Genomic DNA, 18,588 nt, shown 5'->3' on the forward strand with positions numbered 1-18,588 from the left:
TATGAAAAAATATATTACTATGTTCCTTTCCTATCTTGCCATGTTTCTGGAGTTTTTTATCTCCATGATGCTTGCAGTCGGAATCATCCTTTTATGCATACGTCTGGCCGGTTCTCTTGTACATATCCCGGACCTGGATGTTTATCCCAATTATGAGGATCTGCTGGAATCCTGTTTTGAGCTGATCATTGGTGTTGAGCTGATCCGTATGATGTACTACCACACACCGGACACGGTATTTGAAGTACTGGTTTTTGCCATCGCACGGCAGATTATCAACGGCCATTCCTCTGCTCTTTCCAGCCTGATCGGAGTATGTGCCATCGCCGTTTTGTTTGCCACAAGAAAATTTCTTTTCTGCGGATTCGATCTCCTGGAGAAAAATATTTTCCGTGCTTCTTCCAGAATTCAGGTGATCAATAAGCTAATGGCCTGTCATATTCCATGTCCCAGTCCGTCCTCTACTCTCAATGACGCGATACTTGAAAAAATGTCGGAAGAAAATGTAACTCCTGAAGTAGGTACATGTGTTTCTGTTGCAGATGTTGCTCTTCGTATCGATAAAATGAAGGACGGAAAAATTTCAAGAATCGAAGTAATACATGCTATACATTGACACAAAAACATGTTATACTCAATATATCAGATATAAATAGTTTGTCTTACTATTTTGTCAGACATTATTTCGTCTGAAATTCTCTTAAAAAGGAGTTGGGCATCATGAAATTTATCATTAGCGGAAAGAACATTGATGTGACACCTGGTTTAAAGGATACCATCACACACAAATTAGGAAAGCTGGAAAGGTATTTTACTCCTGATACGGAAATCATTGTTACGTTGAGCGTTGAAAAAGAACGTCAGAAAATCGAAGTCACTATCCCGGTAAAGGGCCAGATCATCCGGTCCGAGCAGGTCAGCAGCGATATGTATGTATCCATTGATCTTGTGGAGGAAGTCATTGAACGTCAGCTTCGCAAATATAAAACAAAGCTGATTGCAAGACACCAGGAAGGGGGTAATTTCAAACAGGAATTTTTTGACAGCCAGGAACAAAACGAAGCAGATGAGGAGATCAGGATTGTACGTACCAAACGTTTTGGTATCAAACCTATGTATCCGGAAGATGCCTGCATAGAAATGGAACTTTTGGGACATGATTTCTTTGTTTTCTGTAATGCGGAAACAGAAGAAGTCAACGTGGTATACAAACGAAAAAATGGAACCTTCGGTCTGATCGAGCCGGAGTTTCAATAACAGGGTGCTCCCTTTTTCATGACCAGAGTTCTGGAGTTTACTCCAGAACTCTGGTCTTTCCATTTATTTCTGCATAAAAGCAGGGACCCCCTTCTGTTATGTTCGCCCGTCCTGCCGTTGCTTCTGTTACTTCTTCCTTTATCTTATCCAGCAGCTCTTCCGGTACCAGCGCCTCCAACGCTACCCGGTCCGTATATTCCGTATCCAGGATTGCTATATTGCGCTCCCCAAATATATACTGTATTTTTCCAAGTCCCGTATAATCCGTTTCAAGGTTCAGTTTAACGCCCCGTTTTCTGGTTATAATAGTAGAAGATAAAAGACCTTCCTTTACCGCCGCCGAATAGGCCCGCACAAGTCCTCCCGTTCCAAGAAGCGTTCCTCCAAAATATCTCGTCACCACTACTGCCGTGTCATGGAGATCTTCTCCCAGGAGTACATCCAGCATCGGTTTACCCGCTGTTCCGCTTGGTTCTCCGTCATCGCTGCATCTTTGAACTTCATAGTGCTCTCCAATGACATAAGCAGAGCAATTGTGCGTAGCATCCCAATACTTCTTTTTCATAGATTCCACAAACGCCACTGCTTCATCTTCGTTTGACACCGGAAGAACTGTAGCGATAAAACGGGACTTTTTTTCTGTGATCTCTCCTTCTCCCCCCTGATATACTAATCGATACTCCATTTTTATATCCCTCACTTTCATACATATATACTATACTTGATTTCTTAAGTTTTTCCTACTGAAATATGAAGTTTTCATTTTCTTCTTTATTTCAATAGGTAAATTTGCTATAATGACTTGGAATAAAGGAGGCATAAATGCATGAATTACGGAAAAAGAAAGATTTCTAAAAAGCAGAAAGAAATCACCTCAAAATCGACCATGCAGGGCAAGCGCGTCGGAGTCAGACTGATCAAGGCATTTTTCCTTTGTGTGATCGCCGTTTTCATTATCGGTGCCGTAGGTGGTCTGATTTTTTTAAAAAGAATTCTGGATAATTCTCCTGATATCTCTCCTGAGGATGTCCGCCCAAAAGGATATACCACTTTAGTATACGCCGATGACGGTTCCACGGAAATTGAACGTTTTGTAGAAGCCGGCTCCAATCGTATCTACAAATCCATTGATGAGATTCCGAAGAATCTCCAGCATGCATTTGTAGCGATCGAAGACGAACGTTTTTATGAGCACAACGGAATCGATCCCCAGGGTATTCTCCGTGCGGCAGTAACGGGTCTTGCTTCCGGGGGAAACTTTTCACAGGGTGCCAGCACGCTGACACAGCAGCTGATCAAAAATAATATCTTTCCTGATTTTGTAAATGAAGAGACCTTCTATGACAGGTTAGAGAGAAAGATTCAGGAACAGTTCCTGGCACTGGATATCGAAAAGCAGATGTCAAAAGAGGAGATTCTGGAGGCATATATGAATACCATCAATCTTGGACAAAATACTCTTGGTGTTCAGTCTGCTTCCAAACGTTATTTCAATAAAGATGTATCAGAGCTTACCTTATCGGAATGTGCGGTTATTGCCGGAATCACGCAGAATCCTTCCCTGTACAATCCGATCACCAATCCGGAAGAGAACGCAAAACGGCGTGAAGAAGTTCTGAATAAAATGCTGGATCAGGGCTATATTGACCAGGCCGCATATGATGAGGCTATGGCAGATGATGTATATGCAAGAATCCAGACTGTCAATTCACAGATTGGTGAGGATTCTCCTTATTCCTATTTTGTAGACGCCCTCTCTGAACAGGTAATTAACGATCTGCAGTCCAAGCTGGGCTATACAGAGACTCAGGCTTACAATGCCCTTTACAGCGGAGGCCTTACCATTATCTCTACTCAGAATCTTGCCCTTCAGCAGATCTGTGATGAAGAGATGAACAATGACAGTAATTACCCCTGGCTGAAAGAAGTGGGACTTTCTTCCTATGCCCTGACTGTCACAAGAGCTGACGGCACTGTAGAAAATTACAGTGAAGGTCATGTCGAGGCATTCCGCGCTGAAACATACGGAAGCACAGAGGGGCTTACCTTCTCTTCGGAAGAGGAAGCGAACAGTGTCATTGCCGCCTGGAAGGCCAGCATTGCAAAAGAGGGCGATACCTATGATGAGTCCATCATCCTCACTCCGCAGCCTCAGGCTTCTGTCACTTTGATGGATCAGGCGACAGGACAGATCAAGGCACTGGTGGGTGGACGAGGCGCTAAACAGACCAGCCAGAGTCTGAACCGCGCTTACACCGGTTCCAAAAGGCAGCCTGGTTCCTGTTTCAAAATCCTCTCTGCATATGCACCGGCTCTGGATACCAACCAGATTACTCTTGCTAATGTCATAAAGGATGAACCGTGGACCTATTCCGACGGTACAAAATTTAAAAATGCCGGCAACAGCTACATGGGCAATATTACAGTTAGAGAGGCCATTGCCAATTCACAGAATACCTGTGCTGTAAAAACGATCCAGCAGATCACACCGGATCTGGGATATGAATACGCAAAAGAGAATTTCTCTATGAGCACTCTGGTGGACAATGATAAATATGAACCGATCGCTCTTGGCGGTCTGACAGATGGTGTATATAATTATGAATTGTGCGCGGCCTTTGCTTCTATTGCTAACGGCGGTGTATACAATACGCCTACTCTTTACACAAAAATTTTGGATCATGACGGAAATGTTCTGATCGAGAATCCTTCCGAATCTCATACAGCGATCAAAGACTCCACTGCTGCTCTTCTTACAAGCGCAATGGAAAGCGTTGTTACAAGCGGAACAGGACGGGCTGCCGCCCTTTCCAATATGCCTGTTGCAGGTAAGACCGGAACCGCCGATGAAGACAAGGACCTCTGGTTCTGCGGTTATACTCCGTACTACACCTGCTGTGTATGGGGCGGATATGATGATCCAAAATCTCTGACGAATATTGACACTACCTTCCGTCTGCGGATCTGGAACTCCATCATGAGCCGTGTCCATGCCGGTCTGGAGACACGGGACTTCCAGATGCCAGCTTCTGTTGAACAGAAAACAATCTGTACAATTACAGGAAAACTGGCACGGGCAGGAAGCTGTCCTTCTGTAACGGAATATTTTGCTACTGACAATGTAGCTACTGAGGTTTGTCCTGGACACGGTTCCGTCGATTCTGGTGATTCCGACAATACCGCAAATCAGGATGCAAATACGTCTTCTGATTCCGGCAATACCGACACTGGCAACACCGGTAATACCGGCAGTGGTTCCGGTGATTCCGGCAATACCGGCGGCGGTTCCGGTGATTCCGGCAATACCGGCGGCGGTTCCGGTGATTCCGGCAATACCGGCGGCGGTTCCGGTGATTCCGGCAATACCGGCGGCGGCTCCGGTGATTCCGGTAATACCGGCGGCGGTTCCGGTGATTCCGGCAATACCGGCGGCGGTTCCGGTGATTCCGGTAATACCGAAGGACAATAAAGTAATTAAAAGAAAAAGCGGATTATAAAAAATCAAAGGGACAGAAAGAAATTTCTTGTCCCTTTGATTTTTTATTAACCTATACGCTGTATTCAGATACTCCACTTTTGGCTTAGCATCTGTAGTTTTACCATATGAGGATAAATTTCCCCTTTCTCCATAAGTATGCCAGGCGTTCCCTGTTCCGCCACCTTGCCGCCGGAAAGCACAACAACCTTGTCTGCCCCGCTTACTGTTCGCATGCGATGTGCAATTACAAGCACTGTTTTATCTTTTATTAATCTCGACAAAGCGGACTGTATCAAAGTTTCATTTTCCACATCGAGACTTGCAGTGGCCTCATCCAATAAAATGACAGGTGCATTTTTCAGGAAAGCCCGGGCTATGGAAATCCGCTGCCTTTCGCCGCCGGACAACTCGCATCCGTTTTCTCCGATCATACTATTATAACCATCCGGAAGCTTCCCGGCAAATTCCTCACAGTTTGCCATTTGTGCAGCTACAAGCACTTCTTCGTCTGTTGCATCTTTTCTTCCTATCCTGATATTTTCCATAATAGTATTATTAAACAACGTAACATCCTGGAATACAATAGAGTACAGCGACAGTAAAGCTTCCGGATCTATTTCCGATATATCCATCCCCCCGACCGTAATTTTTCCTTTGCTGACATCCCAGAACCGCGCTGCAAGCCGGGAGACTGTGGTCTTTCCTCCACCTGACGGACCTACCAGAGCCGTCACTTCTCCCTGCTTCGCAGTAAACGATACATCTTCCAGAACGGTTTCTCCCATGTTGTAAGCAAATCCCACATGATCGAATACAATATCATATCCTTTATTTGTCAGACTGCTGCTGCCCCCTTGAACCGGATGATCAAGAATTTCATTCATCCGGTTAATATTCGTCCTTGTAGAGATAACGGCCGCCAGATTTTGCAGTGCCCCTTCCAGAGGAGCATACAGCCTGGAGGCAACAAGCAGAAACATAAAGAACAGTGGAATATCAATCTCACCGCGAATCAGAAGCACTGATCCTGTGAGAGCGACTGTGGCAATACCGAACTTTAAAATTAATGTGGCTGAAACAACAAACAAAGCAGTTCCAAGTTCTGTAATAATATGTCTTTTTTCCACATCGTCGATTTTCTTATACAGACCTTTCAAATACCTTTTTTCCGCGTTATTTGCCTTTAAGTCCTGTAATGTTTCGATGCACTCCTGCACTCCCTTTTCAAGAGCTACATTGGCAGTTACTGACTTTCTGTTGAAATATTCCTGGATCCTCGCTGAAAAAAGTGTGATCGCAAAGGCAACCGGCAAAACCCAAACTGCTGCCAAAGCCATCCGCCAGTCATAGGCAAAAAGGCACAGCGAAATAAATGTTGTAGAAATAATCGATCCTGCCAGAGCGGGAACATAATGTGAAAATGCCGTTTCAAGAGTGGCACAGTCTCCCATAATAGAATTCGTCAGATCTGCAAGATCCTTTTTCCCGAAAAAGGACAGCGGAATTTTCCGAAGCTTTTCTGCCAGAGTAACACGCCTGACTCCGCTTTCCACATAAGTTGCCAGGTAAGTCGCATTATATTGAAACCAGGCAGCAATAAATATAACTGCAAGGCAAATCACAATACCTATCCCATAAAAAGCTGTGCGTTGTCCATTTACTCCTCCATTCATCATATCAATAACCAGAAAATACAGGAGTCCGACAGGCAGCATGAAGGAGATATCCTGTACCACGCATGCAAGGCACCCTTTTATCAAATCCACAGCTCCCTGTCTTGATAATGCAAATCGTTTCTGTAATATCCGAATCATAGACTTACCTCCTTTGCAATTTTCCACTTCGCCGCTTCCGAATAATTTTTCCACATATGAGTAAATATTCCATTTTGCGCGATCAATTCTTCATGCGTGCCACTCTCAGCAATTTTCCCATCCCTCAGTACATAAATGCAGTCTGCATCGGTAATAGAAGAGAGTCTGTGTGCGATCATTATTACTGTTTTTCCTTTTGAGAGAACCGATAATGCCTGCCCTACCCGTACTTCATTATCTGGGTCCGCAAATGCAGTGGCCTCATCCAGGATCAGAATAGGTGCATTCTTTAAAATAGCCCTCGCAATTGCAATTCTCTGCTGCTCGCCACCTGACAGATATACACCGTTTGTACCGACAACAGTATCTATTCCATCCGGCAGTTTTTCAATAATATCCATGCACTGTGCCGCATCCAGAGCCTGTATAACTTCCTCTCGCGATGCGTTGGGTTTTCCCATACGTACATTCTCCAGAATAGAGTCCTTGATCAAGCGGCTGTTCTGAAATACAAAAGATATTTTATTCATAAGTACTTCTTTCGGAATATCTCGTATATCGACATTCCCTATCAAGATCCGTCCCTTCTGCGGATCAAAAAATCTTGTCACAATATTGGCAAGAGTTGTCTTTCCACCTCCCGATGGACCTACCAAAGCTGCCTTCTGTCCCTGCCCGATAGAAAGAGAGATATGATCCAATGCATTTTTCTTTCCATCATAGCTGTAGCTTACTTCTTCCAATGTAATAGAATAGTTAAAGGGTTCCTGCACTTTTCTGCATTCCGGCAGAGGTTTTTCCTTCAGCACCTCATCAATTCTGTTTATCGCGTCATTTACGATCATCGCATCCTCGCTCATAAACATAATTTTTGTCAATGTCGTTCCAATTACCGGAGTAATAATGATATAGAAAATAAGGTTTAAAAGCAGTGTATCCGTTACTCCCCCTCTTGCAAAAATAATTCCCCCAGCGATCAGAAAAGCAAATACTCCATTGATAGCAGTCGTATAAAACATCATAGGAAGCCGCAAAGCCTTTGTGTATGCGATAACCCACTTTTCATAATTGTCAATAGTTCCTTTGAATCGTTTAAACGAAAAAATTGTCTGTCCGAACGTTTTTACTACCGGTATTCCCCGCACATATTCAACAGCCTCATTAGACATATCTGAAAGTGCATTTTGATATTCTTCCATTTTCTGCTCCATATTTTTTCCGGTCATTTTCATCATGATCAAAAAGCCAAGAACAACCGGTATCAGGCTTAAGAGTCCCAGTCTCCAATCAAAGACAACAAGCAGAAAAAGCAGTCCTGCAGGTGTTGCAACGGCGCCGGCCTTATCAGGAAGTCTGTGTGCAAGATAGTTTTCAGTTGCACTGCTGGATGTATTCACAATCCTCCTAAGCTTCCCGCTTCCGTATTTTTCCGTCACACCAAGAGGAAGTGCGGTGATATGGCGCATCAGTTCTTTCCGGATATTGGATGCAACCCTAAATGCACTGATATGCGAACACATCAGAGCCGCTATATAGACAATAACAGATATCACCGCGAATCCTACTGCCTGCCAGCCATAATGAGTAATACTGTATGCCCGTGAAAAGTCGGGAGACACTTCCAGTATGTCGTGGATGATACGCCATATGTACCAGAAAGGTACAAGTGCCAGAAGCGCACTTATAACTGATAATATCCAGGAAAGATAGGTCAGTATCTTATGTCTTCCGGCATAGCTCATCAATCTTGATAAATTAGACTGTTTTTTCATGAAAAACCCTCCTTGAAAATATTTTTATGATATGAGAATAAATTTATTATTCTCTAATATCTCCAGTTAGTTGTTTCGTATTTTAGTTAGTTTATACTAACTAATGTATCAAATATAATGGAAAGCTCTCGCCTTCCATTATTCAAAACTACAGACTCAAATTACCTGCTGTCCCATAATTTTCATCCATCCGGCAGTATAGAAATCTCTCATTTCTTTTAAATAATGCTCTGCCTCTTCAAGCGGCATTTCATGTATGATCAATTCAAAAAATGTATTGAACATCCCTGTAATCAATATATGTTCCAATCTTTCGTCAATAGGAGGCGACGGTCTTCCTAATTTTTTAAGCACTTCCATATAGTCGCGAGTTCCTTTTGTTTCGATTTCTACCATTTTATCGATAAGTTTTGAAAAACGCGTCCCCTCTGAATGGCAGAGAATCAGTTTAAATTCATCCAGATATTTATAAGCATATAGAAGCATATCGTACATACATCCGCCGGAAACTGTACTAAGATTTTCCGGCTGTTTTTCTTCCGGTAAATCTGCAAATTCCTTCTGGGCATTGCAGAAACAATTCATAAAATAATCATATTGTTCTTCGACCAATGACGCAAACAGCTCCTCTTTACTTCCATAGTACCCATAAAGTGCACCTGTCGTAACACCTGCTGCTCTGGCAATATTCCGCAAAGAAGCAGATCGGAAACCTTTTTCAAGAAATTCCTGCCTGGCAGCTCTTTGTATTAAATTTAAAGTTGTCTTCTCATTCTCACTCATAATTCTCTCCGGATATAACATTGTTATATATCACTGTTATATTTTACAGATAAAAAAGAGAAATGTCAATAGCTGATTGAACATTTCTCTTTGAAACGCCGGTCCATTACTCTATGATCAGTCTGGCCGCACCGCATATCCCTGCATCATTTCCAAGAGTTGCAAGAACAAACTTCGTGTCCTGATTTGCAAAAAATGCACTCTCCCGGAAAGGTTTCTCAATGAATGGGAGGAGAACCGGTCCGGCTTTTGATACTCCGCCTCCAATTACAATGACAGCCGGATCTGTAATTACTGCAAGATTAGCCAGCGCACATCCCAGGTATCTTCCAAATTTCTCTGCGATCTCAACTGCCACCTTGTCTCCCTCTTTCACAGCGTCAAAAACCGTCTTTGCACTGATGCTCTTTGATGAGAGTAAGGTCTGTCCATCATAATGTTCCAGATATTTTCCTGCAAGACGTGCAATACCTGTAGCAGAGGCATATTGTTCCAGACAGCCTTTTTTACCGCATCCGCACCTTTCTGTCTCCTCACTGTTGACACAGAGATGACCGATCTCGCCTCCTGCACCGTTTGCTCCCACAATGACTTTTCCATGGGTGATAACTCCTCCTCCGACACCGGTTCCAAGAGTCACCATGATCATATCACTGCAGCCTTTTCCGGCTCCAAGCCACATCTCTCCCAAAGCTGCCACATTTGCATCGTTTCCGATCTCAGCACGGATACCCCCAAGAAGTTCCTCGATTTCCCTCTTCACTTCCTTATATCCCCAGCCGATATTAGCGCTGTCCTTGATGATTCCCTGCTCATTTACCGGTGCTGGAACTCCGACGCCGACTCCTTCCACATCCTCTTTCCTGATTCCTCTTTCCTCCATTTTACCGAAAATGGCATCTACGATATCAGGAAGGACGGCCTCTCCTCCATTTTCTGTGCGGGTCTTGATCTCCCATTTATCAAACAATTCTCCTTCTGTGGAAAACAATCCCATTTTAACGGTTGTTCCCCCAACATCCACTCCAAAACAATACTTCTTCATTCCATCTGCTCCTGTCTATTTTTTCGCTAAATTTCTCTGCACACGCTTATAAAGCTCCTGCGCCGCATTATATCCCATTTGCTTCTGTCTGTGGTTGATCGCTGCCGTCTCTACAATGATCGCCAGATTTCTTCCCGGACGGATCGGTATCTGATGGCATACGACTTTGTTTCCAAGGAAGGACGTATACTCTTCTTCCATTCCAAGCCTGTCGTAATCCGTTTCTTTGTTCCAGTCCTCAAGAGTAATGACCAGATCTATATTCTGTGTCTCTCTGACGCTCTGCACACCATACAATGTCTTTACATCTACGATGCCGATTCCTCTAAGCTCAATAAAGTTTCTCGTAATATCAGGCGCCGAACCTACCAGAGTGTCGTCACTTACTTTGCGGATCTCCACCACATCATCACTGACAAGCCGGTGTCCCCTTTTTACCAGTTCCAAAGCGGATTCACTCTTTCCGATCCCGCTCTCTCCCATGATCAGTACACCGACGCCATAAACATCCACAAGGACTCCATGGATAGAAATACATGGCGCCAGCTGTACATTCAGCCATCGAATGATCTCAGCCGTAAAAGCAGAAGTCTGTATTTCTGTGGAAAAAACCGGTATCTGCATTTCATTCGCTTTTTCCAGAAGTTCCGGATCCGGCTTCAATGCACGGCAAAAAATAATACACGGAATCTTGTAAGAGAAAAGTGTGTCATATACTTTCGTTTTTGCCTCCTTTTCCATCTGTTCCAGAAATGTATGTTCTACATATCCGATAATCTGTACCCTCTCCGCAGCAAAATGTTCAAAAAACCCTGCCAGCTGCAATGCCGGACGATTGATGTCCGGAACAACTACATATTTATCTGTCAGATCCACATCCGGAGTCAGATTTTTCAGATTCATTTTTTCTACGATCCTCTGCATCTCAACTTTAGACATAATCTATCTCCTTTACTACTTTTTATAGTGCTCAGTATAACACATCAGTGAAAAAACTGATACACCTCTTCTGCGGATTTTTCATTCATACTGGGCAGCCTTTTCAAATCTTCTACCGTTGCCGCCCGTATCTCATCCAGACTGGCAAAATGCTTCATAAGATCCTTTCTCCTCGCAGGCCCTACTCCGGGGATATCATCCAGCACAGAGTGTACCTGCTCCTTACTTCTTAGCTTGCGGTGAAATTCAATCGCAAATCTGTGGGCTTCATCCTGAATCCTGGTAATCAGCTTGAACCCCTCTGAATTTCTGTCAATGGGAATTTCTTTGTTGTCAAAATACAATCCCCTTGTCCGATGATTATCGTCCTTTACCATGCCGCACACCGGAATGGTAAGATGCAGGTTATCAAGAACCTGAAGCGCAATATTGACCTGCCCTTTTCCTCCATCCATGAGAATAAGATCCGGGAAAGCCGTAAAACTTCCTCCTTCCCTGCCTTCCTTCTTTTCTTCCAATCCATGACGAAAACGGCGTGTCAGCACTTCTTCCATGCTGGCATAATCGTCTGGTCCCTGCACGCTCTTAATCTTAAATTTACGGTAATCATTCTTCTTCGGCCTGCCTTTTTCATAGACAACCATGGATCCCACGGAAGCAAAGCCACTGATATTGGAAATGTCATAAGCTTCCATGCGCACGATATTTTCCAGTCCGAGGAGTTTCGCAATTTCTTTGACCGCTCCGATCGTTCTTCCCTCTTCTCTTTTCAGCCTCTCCCGGTCTGTCTGGAGAACAAGCTGCGCATTCCTTGCAGCCAGCTCCACCAGCTTCTCTTTTGTACCCTTCTTAGGGACCTTGATCTGTACCTTATGCCCTCTTTTCTGTGAAAGCCATTCTTCCAGAACTTCCGTATCCTCTATTTCCTGCGGCAGCATGAGTTCAGAAGGAATATAGGGAGTGCCTGCGTAAAACTGCTTGATAAAACTGGATAGAATCTCTCCCGGAAGCTCTCCTTCCATAATCTTCAAATAAAAGTGATCTCTGCCGATCAGCCTTCCACCTCGTATAAAGAACACCTGGACAACCGCATCGCTCTGATCTGCTGCCATTGCCATGATATCTCTGTCGTTTCCGGCAGTGTCTGTTATTTTCTGTTTCTGTGAAATTTTCTTTACACTTCCTAACAATTCACGGTATTCAATGGCTTTCTCAAATTCCATATTTTCTGAAGCCCGCATCATTTTCTGCTCCAGCTCCTTCAAAATACTGTCAAAATTTCCATTCAGAAACCGCAGTACTTCATCAATGGAACGCCGATAGTCCTCCTGAGATACATACCCCTGACAGGGAGCGTCGCACTGATGGATATGATAATTCAGACAGGGGCGCTCTTTCCCTGTATCTCTGGGAAGTCTTCTGTTGCAGCTCCTTACCTTATAAATCTTCCGGATCAGCTCAATGGTATCTTTGACCGCTCCCGCACTTGTATATGGGCCGAAATATTTTGCCTTGTCTTTTGCCATACGCCGGGCCATCATAATGCGGGGAAAAGGCTCGTCTACCGTCACTTTAATAAAAGGGTAGGTCTTGTCATCCATGAGCATAGTATTATATTTCGGGCGATACTCCTTGATCAGATTACACTCCAGCACCAACGCTTCCAGCTCTGAATCTGTCACAATATACTCAAATCTTGTGATGTGGGTCACCATCTGGTCTATCTTAACCCCTTTGCTGCGGCTTGTCTGGAAATACTGGCGTACCCGGTTTTTCAGACTGATTGCTTTCCCGACATAAATAATCTCATCCTTCTCGTCATGCATCAGATAGACGCCCGGTTTGCCCGGAAGCTTTTTCAATTCTTCCTGTATATCGAACACGGTTTCCTTCCTCCTTTCCGGAAACAGACATTGTAAAACCCCTGTGCGGTATCCCGTTTTCTTCTCATACCATACCGCACAGGGGCGCTTGCATTTCTCTTACTGTTCTGTTTCTTCTTTAGCTTCTTCGCCAACCGCTTCCGCTTCAGCCGCTGTTGTCTCTGCTGCCTTTATTTCATTTTCCGTGTCAGCGTTCTCTTCCGGCACTGCATCTGCCGGCAGATCAGTACTTTTCTTTTCTGTGTCAGTTTCCGGCGCCGTAAGCTTGAGAGCAACTCTTTGCTCCGGAGCTTTCTTTTCCTCCGGATCAATACCTTCTACTTCATAGAAGATCTTCATAAATTCTTTTCCTGTAATCGTCTCCTTTTCGATCAGGAATGCTGCAATCTTATCCAAGGCTTCTCTATGTTCACTGAGGAGTCGTTTTGCTTCCTCATAAGATGACTTCAGCATGACCATAACTTCCCTGTCAATTTCGGAAGCCGTCTCCTGTCCGCAGTTCATGACCGGTCTGCCGTCCAGGTAACGGTTTTGAATAGATTCCAAGCCGATCAGACCGAATTTACTGCTCATTCCGTACTGCGTGATCATAGCTCTTGCAATACTGGTAGCCTTTTCAATATCATTAGAGGCTCCGGTAGTTACTGTATCAAAAACAATCTCCTCCGCTGCACGGCCGGCCAGCATTCCCACCAGCATTGCCTCCAGTTCTTTCTTTGTATTAAGGAATTTTTCTTCTTCGGGAGTCTGCATTACATATCCCAGCGCTCCCATTGTTCTTGGAACAATGGTGATCTTCTGAACCGGTTCGGCATCCTTTTGAAGCGCGCTTACCAACGCGTGGCCAACTTCGTGATAAGAAACGATCCTTCGCTCTTCCTGGCTCATGATCCGGTCTTTTTTCTCCTTACCCACAAGCACCACTTCCACCGCCTCAAAAAGGTCGCTCTGCGATACAGCGTTTCTTCCATGCTTTACGGCATTGATGGCAGCCTCGTTGATCATATTTGCAAGATCAGATCCGACTGCACCTGATGTAGCAAGGGCAATTGCTTCCAGATCTACTGTTTCATCCATTCTGACGTCCTTGGAATGTACCTTCAGGACGTCGATCCTTCCCTTCAGATCCGGTCTTTCTACAATGATACGGCGGTCAAACCGTCCCGGACGAAGCAGAGCCGGATCCAGTATTTCCGGACGGTTCGTCGCTGCAAGAAGAAGGAGTCCTTTATTTGTATCAAATCCATCCATCTCTGCCAGGAGCTGATTCAGAGTCTGCTCACGCTCATCATTTCCTCCCAGTTGATTATCACGGCTCTTTCCGATCGCATCAATCTCATCAATAAAGATAATGCAGGGAGCCATCTGCTGTGCCTGCTTAAAGAGATCACGCACTCTGGATGCTCCGACACCCACATACATTTCCACAAAGGCAGAACCGGAAAGAGAAAAAAACGGTACCTTTGCTTCTCCCGCAACCGCCTTGGCCAGAAGAGTTTTTCCTGTTCCCGGCGGTCCTACAAGAAGAGCTCCCTTCGGCAGTTTTGCCCCGACACTGGTATATCTTCCCGGATTGTGCAGGAAATCCACGACCTCCTGCAGTGATTCCTTTGCTTCATCCTGACCGGCAACATCCTGAAAGGTTACGCCTGTTTCTTTTTCTACATACATTTTGGCATTACTCTTTCCAATGCCCATCATTCCGCCGCCTTTAGACATTTTCCGCGTAAACCACACGAACAGGCCCACAAGGCAGGCAATCGGCACGAACGTAAAAATCAGATTCAAAATCACTGCTGAAGTGGTGTCCGGAATCTCCTGGGATACTTCAACTCCTGCATCCAGAAGTCTGTCTATCAGCTTATCGTCATTGACGGTCCCTGTATAATACTGCTGCTGTGTCGGACTGTCCGTATCTTTTTTGGCTGTGATAGTGATCTGACTGCTTCCTATTTCAACCTTCTCGATCTTTCCGTCGTCTACCATCTGCAGAAATCTGTTATAGGAAATTTCTTCTGCATTTCCCATGCCCTGCAGCTGGAACAAAACCAGTACCACGATGGAAGTGATCAGGGTCACTAAAAGAATAAAAGAAATGCCCTGCCGGTTATTGCGGCCCGGGTCCTGATTATTATTTCTGTTCTGATTATTCTGGTTATCCATATTTGTCCTCCTGTACTTCTCTTATTATAAGTATCCATACTTTTAAAATCAATAAAAACATTATGAAAAGATTGTAAACTCGCACTTCCCTGTAGTATACTTGTGAGGAAAATATTTTCTCCGCCCAAGTAGTGCGGAGCAGTAAAAGGGGATACACAAATGAAAATTGGATTTGACAATGATAAGTACTTGAAAATGCAGTCTTCCCACATTCGTGACCGGATCGCACAGTTTGACAACAAGCTGTATCTGGAGTTTGGCGGCAAACTGTTTGATGATTATCACGCTTCCCGGGTACTTCCCGGCTTCCAGCCTGACAGCAAACTCCGTCTTTTAAAGCAGCTGGCAGACCAGGCGGAAATCGTGATCGTCATAAGCGCGGGAGATATCGAAAGCAACAAAGTCCGTGGAGATCTTGGCATAACCTATGATTCTGATGTTCTCCGGCTTCGGAAAGAATTTATGCATGCCGGCCTTTATGTGGGCAGCGTTGTCATCACACAGTACTGTGGACAAAGCAGCGCTGATCTTTTCAAAGCCCGCCTGGAACGCCTTGGCATCCGGGTCTATCTTCATTATGTTATACCTGGTTATCCGGGAAATGTCCCGTTCATTGTCAGTGATGAAGGATACGGCAAGAATGATTACATTGAGACAGAACGTCCTCTCGTTGTAGTGACAGCGCCGGGCCCCGGCAGCGGAAAAATGGCCACCTGTCTTTCTCAGCTTTATCATGAACATAAGAGAGGAATCCACGCCGGATATGCCAAGTTTGAGACTTTCCCTATCTGGAACATTCCGTTAAAGCACCCGGTCAACCTTGCTTATGAGGCTGCCACAGCTGATCTGAACGATGTAAATATGATCGATCCTTTCCATCTGGAAGCATATGGAGAAACAACGGTAAACTACAACCGGGACATTGAAATTTTCCCTGTTTTAAGCGCCATCTTTGAGCGGATTTATGGAAAAAATCCATATAAGTCCCCTACAGATATGGGCGTCAACATGGCGGGAAATTGTATCTGTGATGACGAGGTATGCCGACAGGCTTCTCTTCAGGAAATCATCAGACGATACTATGATACAATGGACCGCTTTATCATGGGATCCTGCTCTCAGGATGAAGTCCGTAAGATCGAAATGCTGATGAGCCAGACCGGCATCACGGTCCATGACCGTCCGGTAGTGGATGCCGCTCTCGAGCGCGCCGAAGCCACCAATGCGCCTGCCGCTGCCCTGGAACTTCCTGACGGGCATATCGTAACCGGCAAGACAAGCAGTCTTCTCGGTGCATCCGCTGCTCTTCTTCTGAATGCTCTGAAAGAACTGGCCGGCATTGACCATGACTGCCATGTCATCTCGCCTTCTGCCATTGAGCCGATCCAGAAGCTGAAGGTTGATTATCTTGGAAGCCAGAATCCCCGGCTGCACACAGATGAGGTTCTGATCGCCCTGTCCATCAGTGCGGCAACAGATAGGCAGGCGCAAAAAGCTCTGGAGCAGCTTCCAAAATTAAAAGGATGCCAGGCTCACACCTCGGTCATGCTGAGCGCAGTTGACATTAATCAGTTTAAAAAATTAGCCATTCAGGCAACTTTTGAGCCAAAATATGAAAAAAAAGCTGTATTTTCTGACGAAAAAGCTGTATAATATATTTTTTTAAAAGTAGTTTGGTTTCAAAAGGAGGATATTATGGCAGTAAAATACGTATTTGTTACAGGCGGTGTTGTTTCAGGACTGGGAAAAGGCATAACAGCTGCTTCTCTTGGAAGACTGCTGAAAGCCAGAGGATATACGGTGACAATGCAGAAATTCGATCCCTATATCAATATCGATCCGGGTACCATGAATCCTGTACAGCATGGAGAAGTGTTTGTCACAGACGACGGCGCCGAAACGGATTTGGATCTCGGACACTATGAACGTTTCATTGACGAAAGTCTTACCAAAAATTCCAATGTCACAACCGGAAAGATCTACTGGTCCGTACTCCACAAGGAGCGCCGTGGGGATTTCGGCGGAGGAACCGTTCAGGTTATCCCTCATATCACCAATGAGATCAAGAGCCGTTTCTATCGTAATCCTGCAGCAAAAAATACGGAAATTGCCATAATTGAAGTGGGAGGCACTGTCGGCGATATCGAAAGCCAGCCCTTCCTGGAAGCTATTCGGCAGTTTCAGCACGAAAGGGGCAGGGAAAATGTCATTTTGATCCATGTTACATTGATCCCCTACCTGCGGGCTTCCCAGGAAATGAAAACAAAACCTACCCAGGCAAGCGTCAAGGATCTTCAGGGTATGGGAATCTGGCCGGATATCATTGTCTGCCGTTCCGAATACCCTCTGGATCAATCCATCAAGGACAAGATCGCTTTGTTCTGTAATGTCCCTGCAGAGCATGTTCTTCAAAATTTGGATGTGGAATATCTGTACGAAGCGCCTCTTGCAATGGAAAAAGAGCATCTTGCCGAGGTTGTCTGCGAATGTCTCCATCTGGACTGCCCGCAGCCGGATCTGAAAGACTGGCGTGAAATGGTGGACTACCTGAAAAGCCCCAACACCGATGTTACAGTGGCTCTGGTAGGCAAATATATCCAGCTCCACGATGCATACATCAGTGTGGTGGAAGCCTTGAAACACGGCGGCATTTTTGCCCGCGCCACCGTCAACATCAAATGGATCGACTCTGAAACAGTGACAGATGACAATGCAGACGAGCTGTTTGGAGATGTCAGCGGCATTCTTGTACCGGGAGGATTTGGCAGCCGCGGGATCGACGGGAAGATTGCTGCCATCCGCTATGCAAGAACCCATCAGGTTCCGTTCCTTGGTCTCTGCCTTGGCATGCAGCTTGCTATCGTTGAATTTGCGCGGGATGTTGTCGGTTTCCACGATGCCCACAGTGCTGAACTGGATCCCGATACCACCCATCCTGTCATCCATATCATGCCTGACCAGGTAGGTGTGGAAGATATTGGAGGAACTCTCCGCCTCGGCGCATATCCCTGTATCCTGGATAAAACTTCCAAGGCATACAGACTTTATCAGAGTGAAGAAATAAAAGAGCGGCACCGGCACCGCTACGAAGTCAACAACGACTACCGGGAGGATCTCACCAGTCATGGCATGAAGCTCTCCGGCCTCTCCCCTGACGGACGGATCGTAGAGATGGTAGAGATTCCGGAACATCCCTGGTTCATCGCAACACAGGCCCATCCTGAACTGAAATCCCGTCCCAACCGTCCGCATCCTCTTTTCCGCGGATTTGTAGAGGCAGCTTTGGCATATCAGAACAGCCGCAAAGATAACGAAAGATAAACTTCCCTGGAAGAATAATCGAAAGAGGGCGTCCCCAGGCTATGGATTTTAACTTCATAGTTTTGGGACACCCTCTTTTTGCCATTTACAATAAGCTGCCTTTTCTATCCGGATACTCTCTTCTCCAAACACT

The 18,588-nt window shown here is 45.1% G+C and carries 13 protein-coding genes; 5 read left to right on the top strand and 8 right to left on the bottom strand.

The window, feature by feature from the left end; genetic code table 11:
- Position 1: 1 nt before the first annotated feature.
- Both R2J37_RS11230 and hpf read left to right on the top strand, forming a co-directional pair.
- Positions 2 to 616 (top strand): transporter, encoded by a 615-nt coding sequence (locus tag R2J37_RS11230; protein ID WP_230105597.1) that lies wholly within the window; start codon positions 2 to 4, stop codon positions 614 to 616.
- Between the two features lie 104 nt (positions 617 to 720).
- Positions 721 to 1,257 carry a ribosome hibernation-promoting factor, HPF/YfiA family gene (gene hpf / locus R2J37_RS11235; RefSeq protein WP_230105596.1) on the top strand — a complete coding sequence of 179 codons (537 nt, stop codon included), beginning with the start codon at positions 721 to 723 and terminating at the stop codon, positions 1,255 to 1,257.
- A 37-nt stretch (positions 1,258 to 1,294) separates the two neighbouring features.
- Here hpf and R2J37_RS11240 read toward each other — a convergent pair whose 3' ends face one another.
- A complete protein-coding gene (locus R2J37_RS11240) occupies positions 1,295 to 1,948 on the bottom strand; it encodes a YigZ family protein (protein ID WP_316267034.1) in 654 nt (217 codons plus the stop codon).
- A 135-nt stretch (positions 1,949 to 2,083) separates the two neighbouring features.
- On the opposite strand from R2J37_RS11240, the gene R2J37_RS11245 reads away from it, so the two are divergent.
- A complete protein-coding gene (locus R2J37_RS11245) occupies positions 2,084 to 4,726 on the top strand; it encodes a transglycosylase domain-containing protein (protein ID WP_316265047.1) in 2,643 nt (880 codons plus the stop codon).
- 92 nt (positions 4,727 to 4,818) lie between these two features.
- Here the strand turns inward: R2J37_RS11245 and R2J37_RS11250 are convergent, their stop codons facing one another.
- The 7 genes from R2J37_RS11250 to ftsH form a co-directional block, all read right to left on the bottom strand.
- Positions 4,819 to 6,549, bottom strand: a complete 1,731-nt coding sequence (locus tag R2J37_RS11250) for an ABC transporter ATP-binding protein (protein ID WP_316265048.1) — start codon at positions 6,547 to 6,549, stop codon at positions 4,819 to 4,821.
- Positions 6,546 to 8,321: an ABC transporter ATP-binding protein gene (locus R2J37_RS11255; RefSeq protein WP_316265050.1), complete on the bottom strand. Its 1,776-nt coding sequence runs from the start codon at positions 8,319 to 8,321 to the stop codon at positions 6,546 to 6,548. The genes R2J37_RS11250 and R2J37_RS11255 overlap by 4 nt, the downstream gene beginning before the upstream one ends.
- A gap of 156 nt (positions 8,322 to 8,477) precedes the next feature.
- On the bottom strand, positions 8,478 to 9,104 hold the full coding sequence (locus R2J37_RS11260) for a TetR/AcrR family transcriptional regulator (protein WP_256195408.1): 627 nt from the start codon (positions 9,102 to 9,104) through the stop codon (positions 8,478 to 8,480).
- Positions 9,105 to 9,210: 106 nt separating this feature from the next.
- A complete protein-coding gene (locus tag R2J37_RS11265; protein WP_316265053.1) occupies positions 9,211 to 10,149 on the bottom strand; it encodes an ROK family glucokinase in 939 nt (312 codons plus the stop codon).
- 15 nt (positions 10,150 to 10,164) lie between these two features.
- Entirely contained in the window at positions 10,165 to 11,088 is a 924-nt protein-coding gene (gene hprK, locus R2J37_RS11270; RefSeq protein ID WP_316265054.1) for an HPr(Ser) kinase/phosphatase, read from the bottom strand.
- A gap of 44 nt (positions 11,089 to 11,132) precedes the next feature.
- Positions 11,133 to 12,971, bottom strand: coding sequence for an excinuclease ABC subunit UvrC (gene uvrC, locus R2J37_RS11275; protein WP_316265055.1), 1,839 nt, complete (start codon positions 12,969 to 12,971; stop codon positions 11,133 to 11,135).
- A 99-nt stretch (positions 12,972 to 13,070) separates the two neighbouring features.
- A complete protein-coding gene (gene ftsH / locus R2J37_RS11280) occupies positions 13,071 to 15,134 on the bottom strand; it encodes an ATP-dependent zinc metalloprotease FtsH (protein WP_316265056.1) in 2,064 nt (687 codons plus the stop codon).
- A 159-nt stretch (positions 15,135 to 15,293) separates the two neighbouring features.
- On the opposite strand from ftsH, the gene R2J37_RS11285 reads away from it, so the two are divergent.
- Both R2J37_RS11285 and R2J37_RS11290 read left to right on the top strand, forming a co-directional pair.
- Positions 15,294 to 16,787, top strand: coding sequence for a DUF1846 domain-containing protein (locus tag R2J37_RS11285; RefSeq protein ID WP_256195419.1), 1,494 nt, complete (start codon positions 15,294 to 15,296; stop codon positions 16,785 to 16,787).
- Between the two features lie 42 nt (positions 16,788 to 16,829).
- Entirely contained in the window at positions 16,830 to 18,455 is a 1,626-nt protein-coding gene (locus R2J37_RS11290) for a CTP synthase (protein WP_316265057.1), read from the top strand.
- Positions 18,456 to 18,588 lie beyond the last annotated feature (133 nt).

The sequence above is a fragment of the Claveliimonas bilis genome (assembly GCF_030296775.1).
Lineage (GTDB): Bacteria > Bacillota > Clostridia > Lachnospirales > Lachnospiraceae > Claveliimonas > Claveliimonas bilis.